The organism is Lentilactobacillus parakefiri (genome assembly GCF_002157585.1).
Classification (GTDB): domain Bacteria; phylum Bacillota; class Bacilli; order Lactobacillales; family Lactobacillaceae; genus Lentilactobacillus; species Lentilactobacillus parakefiri.
Genome location: NZ_BDGB01000079.1, coordinates 81311 through 102202 on the forward strand (window position 1 = coordinate 81311; position 20892 = coordinate 102202).

19 protein-coding genes are annotated in these 20892 nt (G+C 44.0%); 15 read left to right on the top strand and 4 right to left on the bottom strand.

All coding sequences use genetic code 11. The annotated features are described in order from the left end of the window. The first annotated feature begins 85 nt into the window (after positions 1-85). Entirely contained in the window at positions 86-1234 is a 1149-nt protein-coding gene (dnaJ, locus tag LPKJCM_RS08880) for a molecular chaperone DnaJ (RefSeq protein WP_087069608.1), read from the top strand. A gap of 150 nt (positions 1235-1384) precedes the next feature. Continuing rightward, positions 1385-3223, top strand: coding sequence for a translation elongation factor 4 (gene lepA, locus LPKJCM_RS08885; RefSeq protein ID WP_057962037.1), 1839 nt, complete (start codon positions 1385-1387; stop codon positions 3221-3223). A 188-nt stretch (positions 3224-3411) separates the two neighbouring features. Here the strand turns inward: lepA and LPKJCM_RS08890 are convergent, their stop codons facing one another. Further along, positions 3412-3855 carry a hypothetical protein gene (locus LPKJCM_RS08890; RefSeq protein WP_057962038.1) on the bottom strand — a complete coding sequence of 148 codons (444 nt, stop codon included), beginning with the start codon at positions 3853-3855 and terminating at the stop codon, positions 3412-3414. Positions 3856-3993: 138 nt separating this feature from the next. Beyond that, the gene (locus LPKJCM_RS08895; RefSeq protein ID WP_057962039.1) at positions 3994-4389 is read right to left on the bottom strand and encodes a hypothetical protein; all 396 of its coding nucleotides are present in this window, start codon (positions 4387-4389) and stop codon (positions 3994-3996) included. Positions 4390-4549: 160 nt separating this feature from the next. Between LPKJCM_RS08895 and LPKJCM_RS08900 the strand changes: the two genes are divergently transcribed. The 6 genes from LPKJCM_RS08900 to LPKJCM_RS08925 all read left to right on the top strand — a co-directional run bounded on the left by LPKJCM_RS08900 (position 4550) and on the right by LPKJCM_RS08925 (position 10303). Continuing rightward, complete coding sequence (locus LPKJCM_RS08900) at positions 4550-4897, top strand: hypothetical protein (RefSeq protein WP_057962040.1); 348 nt, start codon at positions 4550-4552, stop codon at positions 4895-4897. Between the two features lie 88 nt (positions 4898-4985). Beyond that, positions 4986-5948, top strand: a complete 963-nt coding sequence (prmA, locus tag LPKJCM_RS08905) for a 50S ribosomal protein L11 methyltransferase (RefSeq protein WP_057962041.1) — start codon at positions 4986-4988, stop codon at positions 5946-5948. Further along, entirely contained in the window at positions 5948-6688 is a 741-nt protein-coding gene (locus LPKJCM_RS08910; protein WP_057962042.1) for a 16S rRNA (uracil(1498)-N(3))-methyltransferase, read from the top strand. Before prmA ends, LPKJCM_RS08910 begins: the two co-directional genes overlap by 1 nt. An 88-nt stretch (positions 6689-6776) precedes the next feature. Then, entirely contained in the window at positions 6777-9005 is a 2229-nt protein-coding gene (locus tag LPKJCM_RS08915; RefSeq protein WP_057962043.1) for a RelA/SpoT family protein, read from the top strand. Positions 9006-9017: 12 nt separating this feature from the next. Continuing rightward, the gene (gene dtd / locus LPKJCM_RS08920) at positions 9018-9464 is read left to right on the top strand and encodes a D-aminoacyl-tRNA deacylase (RefSeq protein ID WP_057962044.1); all 447 of its coding nucleotides are present in this window, start codon (positions 9018-9020) and stop codon (positions 9462-9464) included. 197 nt (positions 9465-9661) lie between these two features. Next, positions 9662-10303, top strand: coding sequence for an HAD-IA family hydrolase (locus LPKJCM_RS08925; RefSeq protein ID WP_057962045.1), 642 nt, complete (start codon positions 9662-9664; stop codon positions 10301-10303). A gap of 1 nt (position 10304) precedes the next feature. On the opposite strand, the gene LPKJCM_RS08930 is transcribed toward LPKJCM_RS08925, so the two are convergent. Then, positions 10305-11147, bottom strand: coding sequence for an N-acetylmuramoyl-L-alanine amidase family protein (locus LPKJCM_RS08930; protein WP_057962046.1), 843 nt, complete (start codon positions 11145-11147; stop codon positions 10305-10307). Positions 11148-11512: 365 nt separating this feature from the next. Between LPKJCM_RS08930 and hisS the strand changes: the two genes are divergently transcribed. The 7 genes from hisS (at position 11513) to LPKJCM_RS08965 (ending at position 19999) form a co-directional block, all read left to right on the top strand. After that, positions 11513-12820: a histidine--tRNA ligase gene (gene hisS, locus LPKJCM_RS08935; RefSeq protein WP_057962047.1), complete on the top strand. Its 1308-nt coding sequence runs from the start codon at positions 11513-11515 to the stop codon at positions 12818-12820. 2 nt (positions 12821-12822) lie between these two features. Further along, positions 12823-14610, top strand: coding sequence for an aspartate--tRNA ligase (aspS, locus tag LPKJCM_RS08940; protein WP_057962048.1), 1788 nt, complete (start codon positions 12823-12825; stop codon positions 14608-14610). Positions 14611-14898: 288 nt separating this feature from the next. Continuing rightward, positions 14899-15774, top strand: coding sequence for a YitT family protein (locus LPKJCM_RS08945; RefSeq protein WP_057962049.1), 876 nt, complete (start codon positions 14899-14901; stop codon positions 15772-15774). 100 nt (positions 15775-15874) lie between these two features. After that, complete coding sequence (locus tag LPKJCM_RS08950) at positions 15875-17026, top strand: CDP-glycerol glycerophosphotransferase family protein (RefSeq protein WP_057962050.1); 1152 nt, start codon at positions 15875-15877, stop codon at positions 17024-17026. A gap of 13 nt (positions 17027-17039) precedes the next feature. Beyond that, on the top strand, positions 17040-17849 hold the full coding sequence (locus LPKJCM_RS08955) for an ABC transporter permease (protein ID WP_057962051.1): 810 nt from the start codon (positions 17040-17042) through the stop codon (positions 17847-17849). A 16-nt stretch (positions 17850-17865) separates the two neighbouring features. Next, on the top strand, positions 17866-19086 hold the full coding sequence (locus LPKJCM_RS08960; RefSeq protein WP_057962052.1) for a CDP-glycerol glycerophosphotransferase family protein: 1221 nt from the start codon (positions 17866-17868) through the stop codon (positions 19084-19086). Then, positions 19079-19999, top strand: coding sequence for a deoxyribonuclease IV (locus LPKJCM_RS08965; RefSeq protein WP_087069609.1), 921 nt, complete (start codon positions 19079-19081; stop codon positions 19997-19999). Before LPKJCM_RS08960 ends, LPKJCM_RS08965 begins: the two co-directional genes overlap by 8 nt. A 9-nt stretch (positions 20000-20008) precedes the next feature. On the opposite strand, the gene LPKJCM_RS08970 is transcribed toward LPKJCM_RS08965, so the two are convergent. Further along, positions 20009-20830 carry a pyruvate, water dikinase regulatory protein gene (locus LPKJCM_RS08970; RefSeq protein ID WP_057962053.1) on the bottom strand — a complete coding sequence of 274 codons (822 nt, stop codon included), beginning with the start codon at positions 20828-20830 and terminating at the stop codon, positions 20009-20011. Between the last annotated feature and the right edge of the window lie 62 nt (positions 20831-20892).

Sequence of the window (20892 nt, forward strand, 5' to 3'; positions counted from 1 at the left end):
AAGTCAAGGCCGGCTGGCTTTGGCTTTTTGTTAAAATATGGTATATTATCATGGTTAATGAATTGAATGAGGATGGGAGTTTCTAATGGCAGAAAAAGATTATTATGATATTCTTGGAGTTTCCAAGGACGCCAGCGATGACGAAATCAAACACGCCTATCGTAAGCTTTCTAAAAAGTGGCATCCAGATATCAATAAAGCACCGGATGCTGAAGCAAAATTTAAGGAAATCAATGAAGCATATGAGACGTTAAGCGACCCACAAAAACGTGCTAACTACGACCAATATGGGTCAGCCGATGGTGCTGGTGCCGGCTTTGGCAGCGGTGGCCAAGGTGGTGGCTTTGGTAACTTTGGTGGCAGCGCCGGTGGTTTTGGCTTTGATGACATTTTCAGCCAGTTCTTCGGCGGCGGTCAGCAACGGGCTGATCCGTCCGCACCACAGCAAGGCCGTGATCTTCAGTACCAAATGACCCTCGAATTTGAGGAAGCCATTTTCGGTAAGAAGACGGTAATTAAGTATAATCGTGAAGCCCAATGTCAGACTTGTGGCGGGACGGGTGCCAAACCAGGAACCTCACCAGTCACTTGTTCGAACTGTGGCGGCCGTGGTTATGTTACGACTGAAACCAATACACCCTTAGGCCGAATGCAATCTCGTCAAGTTTGCCCAGTTTGTCATGGAACTGGTAAAGAAATTAAAGAGAAGTGCCCAACTTGTGGCGGCAGCGGCAAAACTGACGAGCGTCACGAACTTGAAGTCAATGTACCAGCCGGTATCGATGATGGTCAGCAGATGCGTCTTCAGGGCCAAGGTGAAGCTGGCGACAACGGTGGCCCTTACGGTGACCTATACATTGTCTTTCGAGTCAAGCCAAGCAAAGACTTTACTCGTGATGGGGCAACAATCTATGTTGACCAACCAATCACCTTTGCCAGAGCAGCGCTTGGCGGCAAGATTAAAGTCAAAACCGTTCATGGTGATGTCGAGTTGAAGGTACCAGCCGGAACACAGACCGGGACCACTTTCCGTCTCAAAGGAAAGGGTGCACCACGGCTTCGTGGCAACGGTAATGGGGACGAGCGGGTGACTGTCAATGTCGTCACTCCGAAATCACTTAATAAGAATCAAAAGATTGCGTTGGAAGCATTCGCTAAGGCCAGTGGTGATAACATTGCTGGTAAGGGCGGCAGTAATTTTTTTGACAAAATGAAAGATGCTTTCGATAAATAACATGATCATGTGGAGGGGTCAGCCGGCTATTTTGCCGTTGCTTGGCCTCTTTTTATGTAAGAGACATTTTGTTCGCCTAGTTTACCTTTGGATAAAGCAGAATGGCTGGTATAATTATTAACAGTAAACAAATGAAAGTGAGAATACAACATGGATTTAGATAAAATGAAGGACCACCAAAAATATATTCGAAACTTTTCCATCGTTGCTCACATCGACCATGGGAAATCGACCTTAGCAGATCGAATTCTGGAAATGACGGATACCGTTGCCAAGCGTGACATGAAAGATCAACTATTGGACAACATGGATCTCGAACGTGAGCGGGGCATTACGATCAAGTTAAACGCCGTGGAATTGACTTATCATGCTAAAGACGGCCATGACTATGAGTTTCATCTGATTGACACCCCGGGACACGTCGACTTTTCGTATGAAGTGTCTCGAAGTCTGGCGGCTTGTGAGGGCGCGGTCTTGGTTGTCGATGCTGCCCAGGGAGTTGAAGCTCAGACATTAGCGAATGTTTATTTGGCCATTGATGATAATCTGGAAATTGTGCCAGTGATTAACAAGATTGATTTACCATCCGCCGAACCTGAAAAGGTTAGAAAAGAAATTGAAAACGTCATCGGCTTGGATGCCTCTGATGCCGTCTTGGCTAGTGCCAAAAAGGGAATCGGTGTCCCAGAACTTTTGGAGCAAATCGTTCACAAAATACCGGCACCGGACGGGGACGTTGAAGGTCCTTTAAAAGCCTTGGTGTTTGATTCCGTGTACGACGACTACCGCGGTGTGGTTTTGAGTGTTCGATTATTTGAGGGAACCGTCAAACCGGGTGACAAGATTAAGATGATGAACAGCGGCAGTGAATACGAAGTTACCGAAGTGGGTGTCAACTCCCCTAAGCCGGTTAAACGTGATTATTTGATGTCCGGGGACGTTGGGTACATCACTGCCAGCATTAAAGATATCACTCAAACCCGAGTTGGTGATACGGTGACCAATGCGCTTGATCCAGCAGATGAGGCTCTTCCAGGCTACCGTGAAATGCATCCGATGGTCTACGCCGGACTTTATCCAACTGACAACGCCAAGTTTGATGACCTGCGCGAAGCATTGGAGAAATTAAAGTTGAATGATGCCGCATTGGAGTTTGAACCAGAAATTTCCAAGGCCCTGGGCTTTGGTTTTCGTTGCGGCTTCTTGGGCTTACTTCACATGGATGTGGTTCAAGAACGCCTAGAGCGGGAATTTAACCTCGAACTGATTACCACCGCGCCATCGGTAACCTATGAGGTGAAGTTGACTGACGGTGAGTCAAAAGAAGTTGAGAACCCGTCTGAAATGCCCGATGTTTCTGCAATTAAGCAAATATCTGAACCCTATGTCAAGGCAACAATTATGGTGCCAAATGATTACGTCGGCCCAGTCATGGAACTCTGCCAAAGACGACGGGGTGAATTTGAGACGATGGAATATCTTGACGAGTACCGGGTCAACGTGATTTACCACATGCCACTGTCTGAAATTATCTTTGATTTCTTTGATAAATTAAAATCAAGCACCAAGGGTTACGCATCCCTGGACTATGAACTAGAAGATTATAAACCCAGCGACTTGGTTAAAATTGATATTTTGCTAAACGGTGAAAAAGTTGATGCCCTGAGCTTCATCTCACACCGTCAGTTTGCTGCACCACGAGCACGGGATATTGTTGGCAAGTTGAAGAACATTATCCCTCGACAAAACTTTGAAATTCCTGTCCAAGCAGCCATTGGCGCGAAAATTATTGCCAGAACCAATATTAAGGCCTATCGCAAGGATGTGACTGCTAAGCTTTATGGTGGTGATCGAACCCGGCGGATGAAGTTGCTAGAGAAGCAGAAGGTTGGTAAGAAGCGAATGAAGGCTGTTGGAAAAGTTGATATTCCTCAGGAAGCGTTCATGGCGGTTTTGCAGACTGATGAGGAAGAAAAAGGCGATAAATAGCCATTTAGAGTGGGTGGTAACTTACTAAAAATTGGTAAATTTCTACCATCTTCCTACCTAACTCAAAAATGCGTCATCATGTTGATATTAAAAGGACGCCTGTCTAGGCGCCCTTTCTATTAAGAAGAGATTGATGCCATAACGAAAGACCGCAACGAAAGCGCTCGTCGCGGTCAGAAATCGTTAAACTATTTAGCTTCACCAGTCAATTCCTCATGATTAGATAACAAACTGCTGTAGAGGGTCTCCAAGTGTTCCAATTCCAGCTTATTGGCAATGACATCGTTGAACAGCTGTTCAATCGCAGCCGTCATGGCTTTTTCATCTGGCAAAGCATCTACCGCCTCAGACTTGGCCTGCTGCAGCTGGTATAATTCCTGCAGAAGGTTAATTAATCGATGGCGAAAGTGTGATAGTTGGGCCGAACTCGGCATGTTCTGATTCTCATGCTTGACGTGGTAATCAAAGTACCGTTCCAGTTTTTCAACGGTTCCTAGTGATAGGTTATCCACCGATCGAGTATGATTCCTCAGGCGGATGATAATTGATGAATTCACATTCGTTAACTTTTGGATCTGATAGGCGCTGTCTTCACTCTTAAGGACAGCCTGAACCTTTTGTCTGGCATCCATAGTCATTTCCCCTCCCGAAAATTTAGAATTTAATGATAAAAAGGTTGCTTTGACGTATGTAGATCGTGTCACATTGACTATATGACAAGTGACATATAATGGCCGAAATTTCTACTGTGGTGCTTATTAGTTGACAGGTTAGCCAATCCGCAATTCTGTCACTAATTTAGTGTCGATCATTGGCTTGCCATCTTCACCCTGGTGATGGACACCCCGGTCTAACATGTCATTATCAATCACATACTGGTCAAAAAATTGCTTTGTTGGGACTTGTAAGAGACTGCGGTCGTGTGACTGCTCAAAAGCCACCTGATCGAGTACCAGGTCCTTTGGCGTTGCGGAAAAAATATTATAGATTGCCTTGAGTGCCACTTCTCCTGATTTCAAAATGGTGGTATCCAAATAACTTCTTAGGAATAGCTGATGACCCTCAAAGACAGTATCACTTGAATGTGATTCCAACACAGCCCGGTAGCGAATCTCGATCGTATCGGGTCGAATCTTATTGATGAATCGAATGCGGAATAATTCCATTATTTTCAGCTCCTTTCCTACATCATATGCTAAACTTGTTAAGGAGTGCAACTTTGATTCATTATGAGAAAATATTTGCGTTTCTTCTCACATTCAATTATTATATATATTAATTCGTTTTTTATTTGATTTGAAAAATTAAAGTTTAATAAGCTGGGAGGTGTTAATTATTCTAAGTCGAACAAAACAATATTTAAGGAAAAATGGCTACTTCTATAAAAAGGAATATATTCGGCCCTTATTGACACCGGATAATATTTATATTTTTAGATTTGGCCGTGACCGCTTGGATAACCGGCTTATTATTCGTTACAGTCATAAGTGGACTGGCAGACAGCGAATCAACGAAATTGATTTGCGGCTGCATAAGCAAAAGCATCCTCGGATTTTCGAAAATGAATCCGAACTATTGAACTACTTGGAAGGGCACCTGTTGAAGCACGAGGCAAAGGTTCGTGCCCGTGAGAAAGAAAAACAACATGAAATATCAGATAGTGCATCTAAGTGATACGGATTCGAAATCAAAGCTGGTTTTTGCCTGAATTTTGGCTAAAGCCAGCTTTGATTTTAGAATCAGCCAATTAAAGGAGAATTCCATGGACTGGACTGAATTATCAATTATGACGACGAGCGAAGCGGTTGAAGCGGTCGCCAACATTTTGATGGCATACGGGGCAACTGGTGTCTCAATTGAAGATGCCAAGGATTTTGAAAAGTTAAAGCCGGGTCGTTATGGCAATCATGGTGAAATTGTTGACCCCAAAGACCTGACCCACATTAAAAAAGGGGCCATCATATCTGCTTATTATCCGAATAGTCAACACATTGATGATAAAGCTGACCAGATTGCGACTAAGGTTCGCGATTTAGTGAAGTTTGATTTAAACCCTGGGCCAGCTGAAGTCCATCTAACGCCAGTGGTGAATCAAGACTGGCAAACCGCGTGGGAGAAGTATTATCGCTCGGTGGCCATATCACGGTTCATCACGATTGTTCCCAGTTGGGAAAATTATCAGCCGAAATCAGACCAGGAAAAAATTGTTCGGCTGGATCCGGGAATGGCCTTTGGGACCGGAACGCATCCAACCACCCGTTTGTCACTAGAGGCTCTGGAAATTGTTATGCGGGGCGGTGAGTCGATTCTTGATGTTGGTACCGGTTCAGGTGTCTTAAGCATCGCTGCCAAGTTGATGGGAGCAGGTCAAATCAATGCATTCGATGTTGATGACATTGCCGTTGAATCGGCCGAAAAGAATATTCAACTCAATCCAGATGCTAAAGGCATCCATGTTGCCGCCAACGATCTGCTAGCTGGTATCCATACACAAGTTGATATTGTCGTTGCCAACATTTTAGCCGAGATTATTGTGCCGCTGGTTCCACAAGCCTGGGACAACCTTTTACCAGGGGGTTATTTCCTCACGTCAGGGATCATTAAGGATAAATTTGAAGTGGTTCAAGATGCCATGTCTTCCCAAGGGTTTCAGATCATTCAGACTTTAAAAATGAAAGATTGGTATGGGATCATTGCCCAAAAGCCAAAGAACGAGGATGAATAATGCAGCATTATTTTGTGGATCAACCTTTAACGATCGGCCAATCAATTGATTTACCCCAGAACATTTCACGTCATTTAGGTAAGGTGTTGCGGGCCGAAGTCGGTGATCATTTCGAGTTGGTTGGCCAAAATCACCACGTGTACGAAGCTCAAATTAGTCGACTGTTAGGAAACCAGGTGGCTGCCGACATTATTAAATCACTTGATAAAAATGTCGAACTGCCGGTTAACGTGACGATCGTCAGTGGGCTATCCAAGGGCAACAAACCCGAATGGATTGTTCAAAAAGCCACCGAACTTGGTGTCTTACACGTCATTTTCCTGCCGATGGACTGGTCGATTGTTAAATGGGATCAAAAAGCCGCCAAAAAGATTACTCGGCTAAGTGAAGTCGCGTTGAGTGCGGCCGAGCAGTCTCATCGAAACGTTGTCCCAACGGTTGAGTATTTAAGTGGCTTGACAGAACTGTATCACCGAGATTTTGATGTTCGGCTGGTCGCTTATGAGGAATCAGCAAAACGCGGAGAAGAAACCAACTTGGTTAAGGCGGTCAGGCAAACCACAACCGGCAGCTCAATGGTGGCCGTGTTTGGTCCAGAAGGCGGGGTTAGTCCGGTAGAGATTAGCGGGTTAGTCGATCATGGCTTTGTGTTAGCCGGCCTGGGGCCACGGATTATGCGGACTGAAACGGCACCGCTGTATTTTCTGAGTGCCATTTCGACCCTAACCGAATTGATTTAGTTTACTGAATAACTTTGACAACAATGATATTATTATGATAAAGATGATTTGATGATGCCTTCGGGCAAATGAGAGAAGAGTTGATACAATGGCGACTAAAATTTGGACACCGGACGATGTCATTAACAAAGTTTCTGAATACATGAATAAAGAACACGTTGATGAGATTCAAAAGGCCTACCAATTCGCAAAAATTGCACACCAATACCAAAAACGGCAATCTGGTGAACCATACATTACACACCCGACTCAGGTAGCTGGGATTTTAGCAGACCTGCACATGGATCCCGAGACCGTTTCAGCCGGGTTTCTTCATGATGTAGTGGAAGACACCGGTGCCACTTTAGGCGACATTCAGGAGCTATTTGGCCACGATATCGCCTTGATTGTCGACGGGGTTACCAAACTGTCCAAGATTAAGTACAAATCTAGCGAAGAACGGCTTGCAGAGAATCACCGCAAGCTGTTGTTGGCAATGTGTAAAGATATCAGAGTCATGATTGTCAAGCTCGCTGATCGGCTGCACAACATGCGGACACTAAAATCACTGCGGCCTGACAAACAGCGGCGGATTGCCAGTGAAACTTTGGAGATTTACGCCCCAATTGCCGACCGATTAGGTATTGGAACCATTAAATGGGAGCTGGAAGATATTTCACTCCGGTATCTTAATCCCCAGCAATATTACCGCATTGTTCATTTGATGAATTCGCGACGTGATCAACGGGTGGATTACATTGAAAAAGCAATCAATGAAGTTAAGAAAGCAATCTCTGCTCTGGGTGTCAAGGCTGAAATATACGGCCGGCCGAAGCACATTTATTCCGTCTACCGGAAAATGGTTGAAAAGCACAAACAGTTTAGTCAAATTTATGATCTGCTGGCCATCCGGGTAATCGTTGATTCGATTAAAGACTGTTACGCCGTTTTGGGGGCCATTCATTCAGAGTGGAAACCAATGCCCGGTCGATTTAAAGACTATATTGCTATGCCAAAAGCTAACATGTATCAATCACTGCATACGACCGTCATTGGGCCGGAAGGTAAACCACTTGAAGTGCAGATTCGAACCGAAGAGATGCACCGAGTCGCTGAATTTGGTATTGCTGCTCACTGGGCCTATAAAGAGGGGATCACAAACGGTGTTAAGACCTCTCAGGATAACAATAAACTGAACTGGTTCAAGCAAATTATTGAACTCCAGGAAGATACTGATGACGCAGCCGATTTTATGGATAGTGTCAAAGGTGAATTATTTGGTGACCACGTTTATGTCTTTACCCCGAAAGGCGATGTTTACGAACTGCCTAAGGGCGCCGGGCCGCTTGATATGGCCTATATGATTCACACAGAGGTTGGTAACCATACCACCGGAGCGCGGGTTAACGGTAAGATTGTCCCATTGGATCACCAGGTTAAAAACGGGGACATCGTCGATATTATTACGGCCACTGGCTCTGCCGGACCCAGCCGTGATTGGTTGAAGCTGGTTCATACTAGACGGGCACGAAATAAGATTAAACAGTATTTTAGACTTGAAGATCGTGAGAAAAATATTGAAGACGGCAAGAATCTGATTTCACGAAAACTTCGCGAAGCTGGATTTGAACCAAACCGGATTATGGTGCCCGATAAATTAACAAAAGCGGCTGTTAATATGCATTATCAGCACGCTGAAGATTTGTTGGCCGCCGTTGGGTTTGGTGATTTGCAGCCGACCGGGGTGGTCAACCGATTAACTGAAGATGCTCGCGCTCAACTGAAGAAAGAGCGTCAAGATCAAGCTGAAAGAGAAGTTCTGGAAGGTCATCAGACCATCTCGGAAGATTCGGACAGCGCAAAAAAACAGAAGAAACGCAAATCGTCAAACGGTATCGTGATTGAAGGGGTCGATAACCTCTTAGTTCGATTGAGTCACTGCTGTACGCCGGTTCCAGGTGATGAAATTGTCGGTTATATTACGAAGGGCCGTGGGGTTTCCATTCACCGGGTTGACTGCCCCAACATCAAAACCGCTGAAGAAAATGGCGAACGACTAATCGAGGTGGCTTGGGCTGACAACTCTGAGGAACGGACGATTTACGACGCCAGTTTGGCCGTTCAGGGGTACAATCGGGCTGGTCTGCTGACTAACGTGCTAACTGCCGTTAACAGCGTGACTAAAAACGTTTCGTCTGTTAATGGTCAGGTTGACAATAATAAGATGGCAACCATTTCACTGTCCGTCGGCGTTCGCGACTTGGTACAATTGGAACGGTTGATTGGTGCAATTAAGAACGTTCACGACGTTTATTTAGTTGAACGAAAATTCAGATAGGAGTTTTGCTGGATGAGAGTGGTTTTACAACGGGTGAAAGAAGCTTCAGTCAGTATTGATGGTCAACTTCACGGTAAAATTGGCAAGGGATTTATCTTGCTGGTTGGCGTCAGTGATACTGATGGTGAGGCAGAAGTTGATTACTTAACCCACAAGATCAGTAAGCTGCGGGTGTTTGAAGACGAAGCCGGTAAGCTTAATTTGGATATCAACGCCGTTAACGGTGCGATTTTATCTATTTCGCAGTTTACGCTTTACGCAGATACCAAGAAGGGCAACCGCCCCAGCTTTACCAAAGCTGGCGAACCCAAGCATGCCGATCAGGTTTATGAACAGCTTAACGAGCATCTGAGACAGGCCGGTTTAGACGTTCAAACCGGCGTCTTCGGGGCTGACATGCTGGTCAATATTCAAAATGATGGTCCGGTGACGATTATTTTTGATACGGATAATAAGTAAAAGAGTGGGAAATAAAGCGGTTAGTTTCCAGAATATAAGCCAGCAATCCAAATATCCTGGGGTTGGGATATTTGGATTGCTGGCTTATATGGCCGGAAACTGCTTTATTTCCCACGTTTTTATTAGGAAATATTCGAAATTACAAAGTACGGGTTAGACGATAAATATTTTTGTCCACCCCCTTAAGGAGTAACGAAATGATTAATCAACTATTCTGGGATTTTGATGGCACTTTGTTTGATACCTACCTGAAGATGGTTTCTGCGTTTGTTCAAGCGCTCGATGATTTAGGAATTGACGATGTTGAAATCGATCAAGATCAGATCTACACCACCATGCGCCAACACGATGTTGGGACCGCAATTCGAAAATTTTCGGCTTTTTATGGAATTGATGAAAAACAACTACGGAAGTTAAACCGAACCCATCAAACTAAATTGGTCGAAAATGCGCTGCCATTTCCAGGGGTTAAAGAAGTTTTAGAATTGGCCCAATCAATGAAGGGGCGTAACTTTTTGCTGACGCACCGAGATGATCAGGCTAAGACCATGTTGCAAGGCTTTGACCTGCTGGATGATTTCAGTGGCTTTGTCACGTCTGATCAGAACTTCCCCCGCAAACCGCAGCCCGATTCGATTAACTGGTTAATTGAAACCAATCAGGTGGACAGAAAAAAAGCGATCATGATTGGTGACCGCAAGCTAGATGTTGCTGCAGGACACAATGCAAATATCGCTTCGTGTTTGTTTGATCCCGACGGCACGATCGTCGATTCCGGTAATCCCGAGATTCGGGTAACCGAAATTAACGAATTAGTCCCGTGGTTGACCAACAAATAAGTTATTGATTATTTTTAAAATAGTTTGCAATGCCGTCAACGACGTCACTTGCGAGCTTTTTTTGATAGGCCGGTTTTTGAATTTGGTTAAAATCTTTTTTGGTGTTGATATAGCCGCCCTCAATCAAAATGGCGGGAACCGAATTGTCACGAATCACAAGGAAGTTGCCAAATTCAACGCCCCGTGAACTTAACGGCAGATTTTTCATCTGCTGGTTAACCGATTCCGCCAAGCGTTTGGAATCTCCGGTATGGTAGAAGTAACACGTGTAACCAGAGGCAACGTTATTCTCATCAGAAGAGTCAAAGTGGAAACTGACGAAGAGGTTTGCTGATGATGAATTGGCAATTTCAGGTCGAGCGGCTAAAGGAACGGTTTTATCGGAACTGCGCGTCATGACAACCCGAGCGCCTCTTTCTTGGAGTTTACGTTCGACTCGTTTGGCAACTTCCAAAGTGTATCGCTTTTCGGGTTGGCCAGTCATCGATAGGGCACCGGTGTCTGAGCCCCCGTGGCCGGGATCTAGAACGATTGTTGCTTCGGATAAACGAGTCACAGTTTGAACATTGCTGTTTTGAACCAACCAAGATGCCACCCAGCCGATTGTTCGATGCTTATAGATGACCTTAATCCAATTACTTTTGCGACTTATCACCTGCAGCCGCTGTCCATGCTTAACCTTGGCCTTCACAGAGTAGGTGACGTCCGGGCCACTGCGAATATTTAATTGATTGACCTTGACGGTGACTGAATTAGATTCCAAGGAAACGATCAATACCACAAATGTGATGATGATCGTCAGGGTTGCCACAATCCAGCTTTTATTTTCCCAAATTTTTTTCACAGTTCAATCGATCCCTCACTCAAATAATCATATTATAGTTGAAATCACTTCAAGAGGCCAGTCTGATCAAAAATAACGCCGATGTTCCCTTGACATTTTTCGGCTGGTACACTAATCTTATAGACAGTTAAATATCCAACCGATAAAAAGAAGAATCGAGATAAACGGCATAAAGAGAGCAGCCATTTGGTGGAAGGTTGCGTCGGTTATTTTGAAGTGACACTTTTTGCTAATGATGGTTAATAGCGAAATGCTATTCGCGCGAGCGTTATCCTTGAGAAGTAATTAAGGTGGTACCGTGCGAATGCACCCTTGTCTTTGGACAGGGGTCTTTTTTTTCGGAATTTAAGTGGGAGGAAATAATTATGCGATATCAACGACCAAAAGGAACGGCTGATATTTTGCCAGGTGAAGCTCAAAAGTGGAATTACGTTGAAGAGACTGCCCGGATGCTGTTTGACGATTATCGTTATCAGGAGATTCGGACACCAATGTTTGAAAATTTTGACGTCTTTTCCAGAACATCTGGGGATACTTCAGACGTTGTGACAAAAGAAATGTACGATTTTAATGATAAGGGCGACCGCCACATGAGTTTGCGCCCTGAAGGGACTGCTGGCGTTGTCCGAGCCTTTGTTGAAAATAAGCTTTATGGGCCCGAGCACCCGCGTCCAGTCAAAGTCTTTTATATGGGATCGATGTTTCGTTATGAGCGGCCACAGTCCGGTCGTCAACGTGAATTTCATCAAATTGGGGTTGAGGCTTTTGGCAGTAACGAGCCTGAATTGGATGTTGAAGTCATTGCCATGGGCATGGATTTACTGAAGCACTTTGGTTTATCCGGCCTCAGATTGGAAATTAACAGTCTGGGCGATCAGGCATCCCGCGATGCATATCGCCAAGCCTTGATTGACTACCTTGACCCGCACTTTGATGAATTAAGTGATGATTCTAAGGTTCGCCTGCATAAGAACCCGCTGCGGGTATTGGACAGTAAAGACAAACGGGATCAAGAAATTGTCAAGGATGCCCCATCCATTTTGGATTATTTGAATGCCGACTCCCAAAAACACTTTGACAAGGTTAAACACCTCCTGGAATCTCTCAATATTCCGTATGTTGTTGATCCTGATATGGTTCGAGGCTTGGATTACTATAACCACACGATTTTTGAAATCATGGTTGATTCTAAAGCGCTGGGCGAGGGTTACACGACTATTTGTGCCGGGGGTCGATACAATGGCTTGGTTGAACAGCTTGGCGGACCTGAAATGCCCGGTATCGGTTTTGGCCTCGGGATGGAACGACTGATGCTTTTGATGGAAGCCCAAGGAGTCAAATTCCCAGTGCTTGACCAATTAGATGCCTACGTCGTTGGAATTGGCGATTCGACCAGTGCTTTGACCCTTCAAATTGTTCAAGCATTGCGGGCAGACGGCTTTGCTGCTGATAGGGATTACCTTGACCGCAAACCAAAAGCGCAATTTAAGACGGCGAATAAGCTTAACGCGCAATACACGATCACCATTGGCGAAAGTGAATTGGCAAACAAGACCGCTAACGTCAAACAGATGCGGACCGGTACCGAAGTTTCAGTGCCACTGGCTGACATTTTTAAAGATTTTGATGATATCATTACCAAATATTTTACAGATGATGAGGAGATTGATTAGACATGAAGAGAACCACTTATGCTGGTCTTGTTGATGAACAGCTCATTGGCAAGGAAGTTGTCCTGAAAGGTTGGGTCCAAAAGCGGCGTGATCTTGGCGGCTTGATTTTTATTGAACTGCGCGATCGCGAAGGAATTGTTCAGTTAGTATTCAGTGAAGAATTTGGTCAAGATGCTTTGGCCGTTGCTGATAAGCTTCGCAGCGAGTACGTTGTGGAAGCAAAGGGTCGAGTTGTTGCTCGTGACCAAAAAGAGATTAATTCCAAGATGAAGACCGGTAAAATTGAGGTTGACATTACCGACGCCAAGATTTTGGCCACCGCAAAAACGCCGCCATTTTACATCCAAGATGGGATTAACGTTTCAGAAGACTTGAAGCTCAAGTATCGTTATTTGGATCTTCGCCGTCCTGAAATGCAAAAGAATATTTTACTTCGGAACCGGATTATTCAATCGATCCACAGCTATTTCGACCAAAATGATTTCATCGATATCGAAACGCCAACGCTGACCAAGTCAACCCCTGAAGGTGCTCGTGACTATTTGGTCCCTTCACGGGTCTATCCTGGATCTTTTTACGCGTTACCACAGTCACCACAGCAATTCAAACAACTGTTGATGGGTGCCGGTTTTGACAAATACTACCAAATCGCCCGTTGTTATCGTGATGAAGATTTGCGTGGTGACCGTCAGCCTGAATTTACCCAAATCGATATGGAAATGTCATTTGCTGACCAAGAAGAGATTGAAGACGTCACTGAAGGGTTCATTGCCAAAGTCATGAAGGACGCAATGGGCATTGATGTTCAACTGCCATTCAAGCGAATGGATTGGGATGAGTCGATGGCCCGATATGGAACCGATCAACCCGATGTTCGATTTGGCATGGAATTAAAAGACCTTTCAGATATTATGAAGGATGTTGATTTCAAGGTCTTCTCTGGTGCTGTCAAAGATGGCGGTCAAGTCAAGGCAATTGCTGTTCCTGGTGGGGCCGAGAAGTATTCTCGGAAAGATTTAGACAAATTTGCTGATTATGTTGAACGATTTGGTGCCAAGGGCCTGGCATGGTTGAAGGTAACCGATGATGGCTTTAACGGCCCAATCGCCAAGTTCTTCAAGGATCAAGACCTTCGTGAGAAGATTTTGGCCAAGGCCGAAGCAAAGCCCGGTGATCTCTTATTGTTTGCTGCAGATAACAGCCGAGTAGTCGCCAACACATTGGCATACTTGCGAGTTGAGATTGCCAAAGAACAAAACATGATTGACGAATCCAAATTTGCCTTCTTGTGGATCGTGAACTGGCCATTGTTTGACTGGGATGTTGACTTGAAACGTTACGTTGCTGCCCATCATCCATTCACAATGCCAAATGAAAACGACGTTCATTATCTGATGAATGAAGGCGAAGATCCACATAAAGCCTATGCACAAAGTTATGATATTATTTTAAACGGCCTTGAATTAGGCGGCGGTTCAATTCGTATCCACACCCGAGCCCTTCAAGAAAAAATGTTTGAAGCTTTGGGCTTCACCAAAGAGAGCGCCGAAGCCCAATTTGGTTACTTCCTGAATGCCTTAGATTACGGGTTCCCGCCTCATGGTGGTCTGGCCATTGGTTTGGATCGCTTTGTCCGATTGCTTGCTGATCGCGATAATATCCGTGATGTGATTGCGTTCCCTAAGAACTCTAAAGCAGTTGAACCACTGACCAGCGCACCACAACCCGTCGCTACCAAGCAGCTTGAAGATCTTGGCTTGTTTGTTGCCAAATCGGATGATGAAAAGTAGTTTCAGTTTTTAAATTAACTGGTGCCAAGTGAGGATTAGACAAAAGGAATTGACTGTTTCATTGGCTCTTTTATAACTATAAATATTTCATTGCAGAGACGTGGAAAATAAAGCAGTTTCCGGCCATATAAGCAAGCAATCCAAATATCCCAACCCGGGATATTCGGATTGCTTGCTTATATTCTGGAAACTAACCGCTTTATTTTCCACTTTTTTTAGTGTAATTTTTATCATTAACGTTTATCATTAGGCAAGACGTTCAAAAAGTTTTCGAAGGGGATTTATTTTATGGATGACGTTTCAAAATTAATGCGTAGGCACACCTACGTCACCAAAATTTCAACTTCATTTATTTACGCGATTTTAGTGTCGATTGCGGTTAATTTTTTCTGGACACCTGGGCACATTTATTCATCAGGGATTACTGGGTTTGCACAGTTGCTGAATACGATTAGTATGCGGGCGTTTCCGTTTGAAATTTCCACTGGTTTGGCTTTATTCCTATTGAATTTGCCATTATTCGTGTTATCGTGGCGGGCAATTGGCCACGAATTCACGATATTTACGATTATTACCGTCTTTTTATCCAGTTTTATGATTCAATTACTCAAACCAATTCCATTGACCCATGATCCGATTATCTGCGCGATCTTTGGCGGTGCGGTCAACGGATTTGGGACCGGGTTGGCACTTCGAAATGGGATTTCAACCGGCGGTCTGGATATTTTAGGCATCGTCATTCGTCATCGAACCGGTAATTCAATTGGGACAATCAACATTGCCTTTAACTCGCTAATCATCGTTTCTGCGGCCGTCATGTATGGTTGGCCGTACGCCTTTTATTCTGTCCTTAGTTTGATCGTCAATGCTCGAATCATGGACATGACCTATACCAGACAGCAGCGAATGCAGGTGATGATTATTACCACCCGGCCGAACACGGTGATTGATAGTGTTCAAAATCATCTCCGACGGGGCATCACAATTGTTCATAACGCTGAGGGCGCTTATCAGCATGATGCTAAGACCATTTTGTTTACCGTCATTTCCCGTTATGAAATGGGGGAGTTGGAAGAAGCCTTGTTGGAATCGGATCCAAACGCCTTTGCCAGCATTTCGGATTCGGTCAAGATTTTGGGCCGATTTTACGAACCCAAACCTTGAGCTCATTTTTAAAGATTTCCTAATAAATAAGTTCTCCGAGGGGATTATGTTATAATATTTTTTGTGTGTGATCACAATATACTGAAATACGGTGAAAATTTTGAAAGTTGTATATTTATGGTTAATCAAATTATTCTCAGTCCTGAATATTTGGCGGCCAAAGAACAGAGTCGTTTATGTGATGAGTTTTGATGATAACGTTGTTTTCATCAAGCAATTAGCACAACGACTGCCTCAGAAATACGTTTTATACGTTCTTTATCACGCCAATACTGAAGCCGCTGCGACAGATTTGGCCGCCTTTGGTATCAAGACGCGACCGTTTCGCGACGGGATTAAGTTTGTGATGAACGACGTTTCAATTTTGATGTCGGCAAAACTGATCATTTGCGATAATTACTATGCTTTTTTGGGCGGTCTGGTCAAGCTGCCATTTGTCAAAATTGTCCAAATCTGGCACGCTGATGGGGCAATCAAGAAGTTTGGCTGGGAAGATCCCACCACAAAAAGACGCAGCAGTTCGGATAAGCACCGCTTTCAAAAAGTTTATGATCACTTTGACGAATATATTGTTGCTTCTAAAGCGATGGGACAGGTGTTTGTGAATAGTTATCACGAGCCTTTTGATAAGGTTCAGTTACTTGGTTATCCGCGATCCGACCAGTATTTAAGCCTTGATTGGCAGCAAAAGGCCCGTGAGCGGATTTATCGGTCAGCTCCTGAATTGAAAAATCACCGGGTTATTTTGTACGCGCCTACGTATCGAGAGCACCAGGATTTTAAGCTGCCCAAGGGTCTCGGTAGTGCGCTGGCAGCTGATCCCAATGCATTGGTGGTTGTCAAGCTGCACCCGGTTTTGCGGGATAAGGAAGTGCCGATGCGCCGAATTGGCAATCCCAAGATCAAGTTTTATCACGAATTGGAAACCAGCGATTTGCTTGCTGTGGCTGACACATTGGTCACCGATTATTCATCGGTCGCATTTGATTACAGTCTGTTACCCAATGCAAAATCGATCATTTTCTTTATGTTTGATCTTGATCATTACCAGAAGGATCCAGGAATTCAAGATGATTTTCTCGACTGGCTACCGGTAGAGCCGGTTTATAAGGTCGAGCAGCTCAGAAACGAAATTCTGGCATCAACAAGCGTTAGTTTTGACAAATTTAACGCCCGTTGGAACACCTATAACGATGGTCAGGCAACTGACAGGGTGATTGCACGTTATGTCAAATTCTTAGGGTCTAATTAAGGAGTGCCTCAAATTGAAAGAAGTCAGTACTTTAATTAAAGAACAATTTCAAAATATTGGCATTATTTTCCGTATCTCAAAGTACGAAGATAAAGCTGAGTACCAAAGCCACTATTTGGGCTTGGTTTGGGAATACTTATATCCACTGATTCAAATCGGTATTTACTGGCTGGTGTTTGGTATCGGCCTAAAACACGGCAATTCCACCCATGGGGTCGATTACCTGGTTTGGATGGTCATTGGGATTACGCCCTGGTTCTTTATGAACCGGGCTAGTCTAGACGCTTCTAAGAGTATTTACCAACGAGTTGGAATGGTTTCCAAAATGAAATTCCCGGTCAGCATTTTGCCGACCATTAAGATTGTCAGTAACTTGAGTGCCTTTTGGACCATGTTGGTCTTTTCAATTGTAATTGGCTTCTTGTACGGGGTCACACCGTCAATCTACTGGATTCAATGGATCTATTACTTTATTTGTATGATTGCCTGGCTGATTGCTTTCGGGATTTTTAACTCCACCATTTCCGTGCTGGTGAGAGATTACCGAATCTTATTACAGTCACTCATGCGGATGTTGTTTTACATGTCAGGCGTTCTCTTTAACTTCCAGACGGATGCCTTTCCAGCACCATTTGTCCACATTTTACAACTGAACCCATTTTTCTACGTCGTTTCAGGCTTCCGTGATGGCATGCTTGGGAGTGCCTGGTTCTGGCAGAAACCGACTTTGACAATTGTTTTTTGGGGCATGATCCTCTTCTTCCTGCTGGTCGGTTCTCATCTGCACTACAAGTTCCGGTCTCGATTTGTTGATTTAATCTAGTTTTGAGGGTGAGTTTTTGAAACGTTCAATCATCAATTTTATAAAACTGATAGCCCGCATTGTACTCATCGTGATGAACGATGGGTTTATTTGTATGCCGGTTAAAAAAGGGACCGTTATCTTTGAGAGTTTTAATGGCAAGGATGTCAGTGATAACCCATTTGCTATATACAAGCAACTAATAAAAGATGATCCGAGTGCGAAACAAGGGTGTTATTTCAGTGTCAAACCCAGTGAGTATGCTCGGCTGTCCAAACAGTATCCCAATATCCGGTTCGTAAAGCGGTTCACGCCTGGCTGGGTCCAGTACATTGCCAGGGCCGATTATTGGGTGATGAACTCACGAATGCCAAAGTGGTGGCACAAAAATCAGCAAACCACGTTCATCCAAACCTGGCACGGCACGCCACTGAAAAAGCTTGGGATTGATATTGATAATGTCGAGATTCCCGGCAGTCAAACGGCTGAGTATCATCAGGCTTTTATCGATGAGTCCGCCCGGTGGGATTATTTAATTGCGCCGAACCAATATTCACACGATATTTTTAAATCTGCTTTTGGCTATTCCGGCCGATTCCTGGACATTGGCTATCCCAGAAATGATATTTTGTATACTGAAAATAATGCTGACGATATTCAAACAATTAAGCAAACGTTATTTGGTTATCAGCCTAAGCAAGTGATTATGTATGCGCCAACTTGGCGTGATGACGATTTTTCTGAGAAGGGAAAGTACCAATTCACGCTGCCCTTTGATTTGGCGCAGTTCTTTAAAAATGTTGACTCACAGACAATCTTGGTTATTCGACCTCATTACTTGGTGAAGGATAAGATTGATATCACTGATTTTGAAAAGCGGGTCAAAATCCTCGCTGATGTGGATATTAATCAACTATACTTGGTAACAGACTTACTGATTACTGATTATTCATCAGTCATGTTTGATTTTGCCAATCTAAAACGGCCGATGCTCTTTTATCCTTATGACCTAGCACATTATCGTGATGAGCTGAGGGGGTTTTATTTTCAATATGATCAAGAAAACCTGCCTGGGCCGATGGTTAGCAATCAAACTGATTTTTACCAAAAATTAGGTGAGTACCGTCAAACAGGCACTTTTGCAGAATATTCGGCTGGCTTGACTCAGTTTAACCGTAAATTCTGTGCTTGGGAAAACGGACAGGCTTCCGAAAAAGTGAGTCAATTAATTTTACAAGGGGGACAAATAAATGAGTGAAGTACCATTTTTAATCGGATCTCACGTCAGCATGAATGGCAAGGACATGTTCCTAGGTTCTGCCAAAGAAGCGGCTTCCTACGGTGAAACCGTCTTTATGGTTTATACCGGTGCGCCACAAAATACAGTTCGTAAACCAATTGAAAAGTTGAATGCAGATGCCGGCAAGCAGTTCATGGCTGATCATGGTCTCAAAGCGGTTGTCGTCCATGCACCTTACATTATTAACCTTGGTAACACCTTCAAACCGGAAAACTTCAGTTTTGGCGTCGATTTCTTGCGCCAGGAAATTCAGCGTGCCGAAGCAATTGGTGCTAAAGAAATTGTCTTGCATCCGGGGGCTCATGTTGGTGCTGGTCCGCAAAAAGCGATTGACCAGATTGCTAAGGGCCTAAATGAAGTGATTGATAATGACCAGCACGTCCAAATTGCCTTGGAAACAATGGCTGGCAAGGGGACTGAGGTCGGAACAACCTTTGAGCAGTTGGCCGAAATTATCGGTAGGGTTAGCGAGAATGACAAACTTTCCGTCACGTTTGATACCTGTCATACCAGTGATGCCGGCTATGATATCAAAAACGATTTTGATGGGGTTCTAGACCAGTTTGACCACATTATTGGCATTGATCGGCTTAAGGTCATTCATCTGAACGATTCTAAAAATCCTCAGGGGAGCCATAAAGATCGCCATCAAATTCTGGGGTTGGGTACGATTGGATTTGATACTTTGAACTACGTTGCCCACCATGACCAATTAAAAAGCGTTCCCAAAATCATGGAAACGCCAATTTTAAAGGATCCTGATAATAAAAATATCAAGTGGAATCCGCACGGTTATGAAGTTGCGATGCTGAAGAAACAGCAATTTAATCCCAATATTATCGAAGATATGAAAGCCGGCAGACCTTATTAGTCGGGGTGGTTAATCTTCAAATTCGGTAGTATCTAAATTGAGGCTTTCCAAGATGATTGTGGCGGTTTCTTCAATTGACTTGTTGGCGACGTTAATCGTTAAGCAGCCAATTTGACGGTACAGTTTTTTAGCATACGCTAATTCAGTTTTGATATGGGCTGGGTCTGAATAGGGTGTATCAGCATCCAACCCATACGAAATCATTCGCTGCTTTCTGATCTTGCTCAATTTCTCGGGCGTATTCAGTAGGCCAAACATTTTATCTTTATCGATATCCTTAATTTCTTCTGGAAGTTGGAGATCCGGTCCAATTGGTAAATTGGCGACCCGTTGATTTTGGTTGGCCAAATAAAGGGATAACGGGGTCTTTGATGTCCTGGAAACGCCAAGCAACACAATGTCAGCTTCAAGCAGGCCCTTGGGATTTTTGCCGTCGTCATTTTCTACGGCAAATTCGATGGCCGAAATGCGTTCGAAATAATTTTGATTTAGATCATGAATTAACCCGGGCACATGCGCAGGGGCTTTTCCGGTGACTTTACTAAGCATCGCCATTGGCGTTTGAACACAGTCAAAATCGTAAATGCCATTTTGGCGGCAAAAGTCCTGCACCATCTGGCTGAGTTCGGTACTCACCAGTGTGTGAAAAATCATGGCCTGCTTGTTGAGAGCAATTTTTAAAATGCCTTTGAGAATCGAGTCGGTTTGAATGAACGGAAATCGGCGAATTTCTGCTTTGACATCTGGAAATTGCGATAAAGCAGTCTGGGCAATTGTTTGAGCGGTTGCGCCACTCGAATCGGATATAATAAAAATGTTTTGAGTCTCCATGATAAATAACTCCTAAAATTATATTTGTTAAGTAAATATTAACATGCCACATCAATTTTATC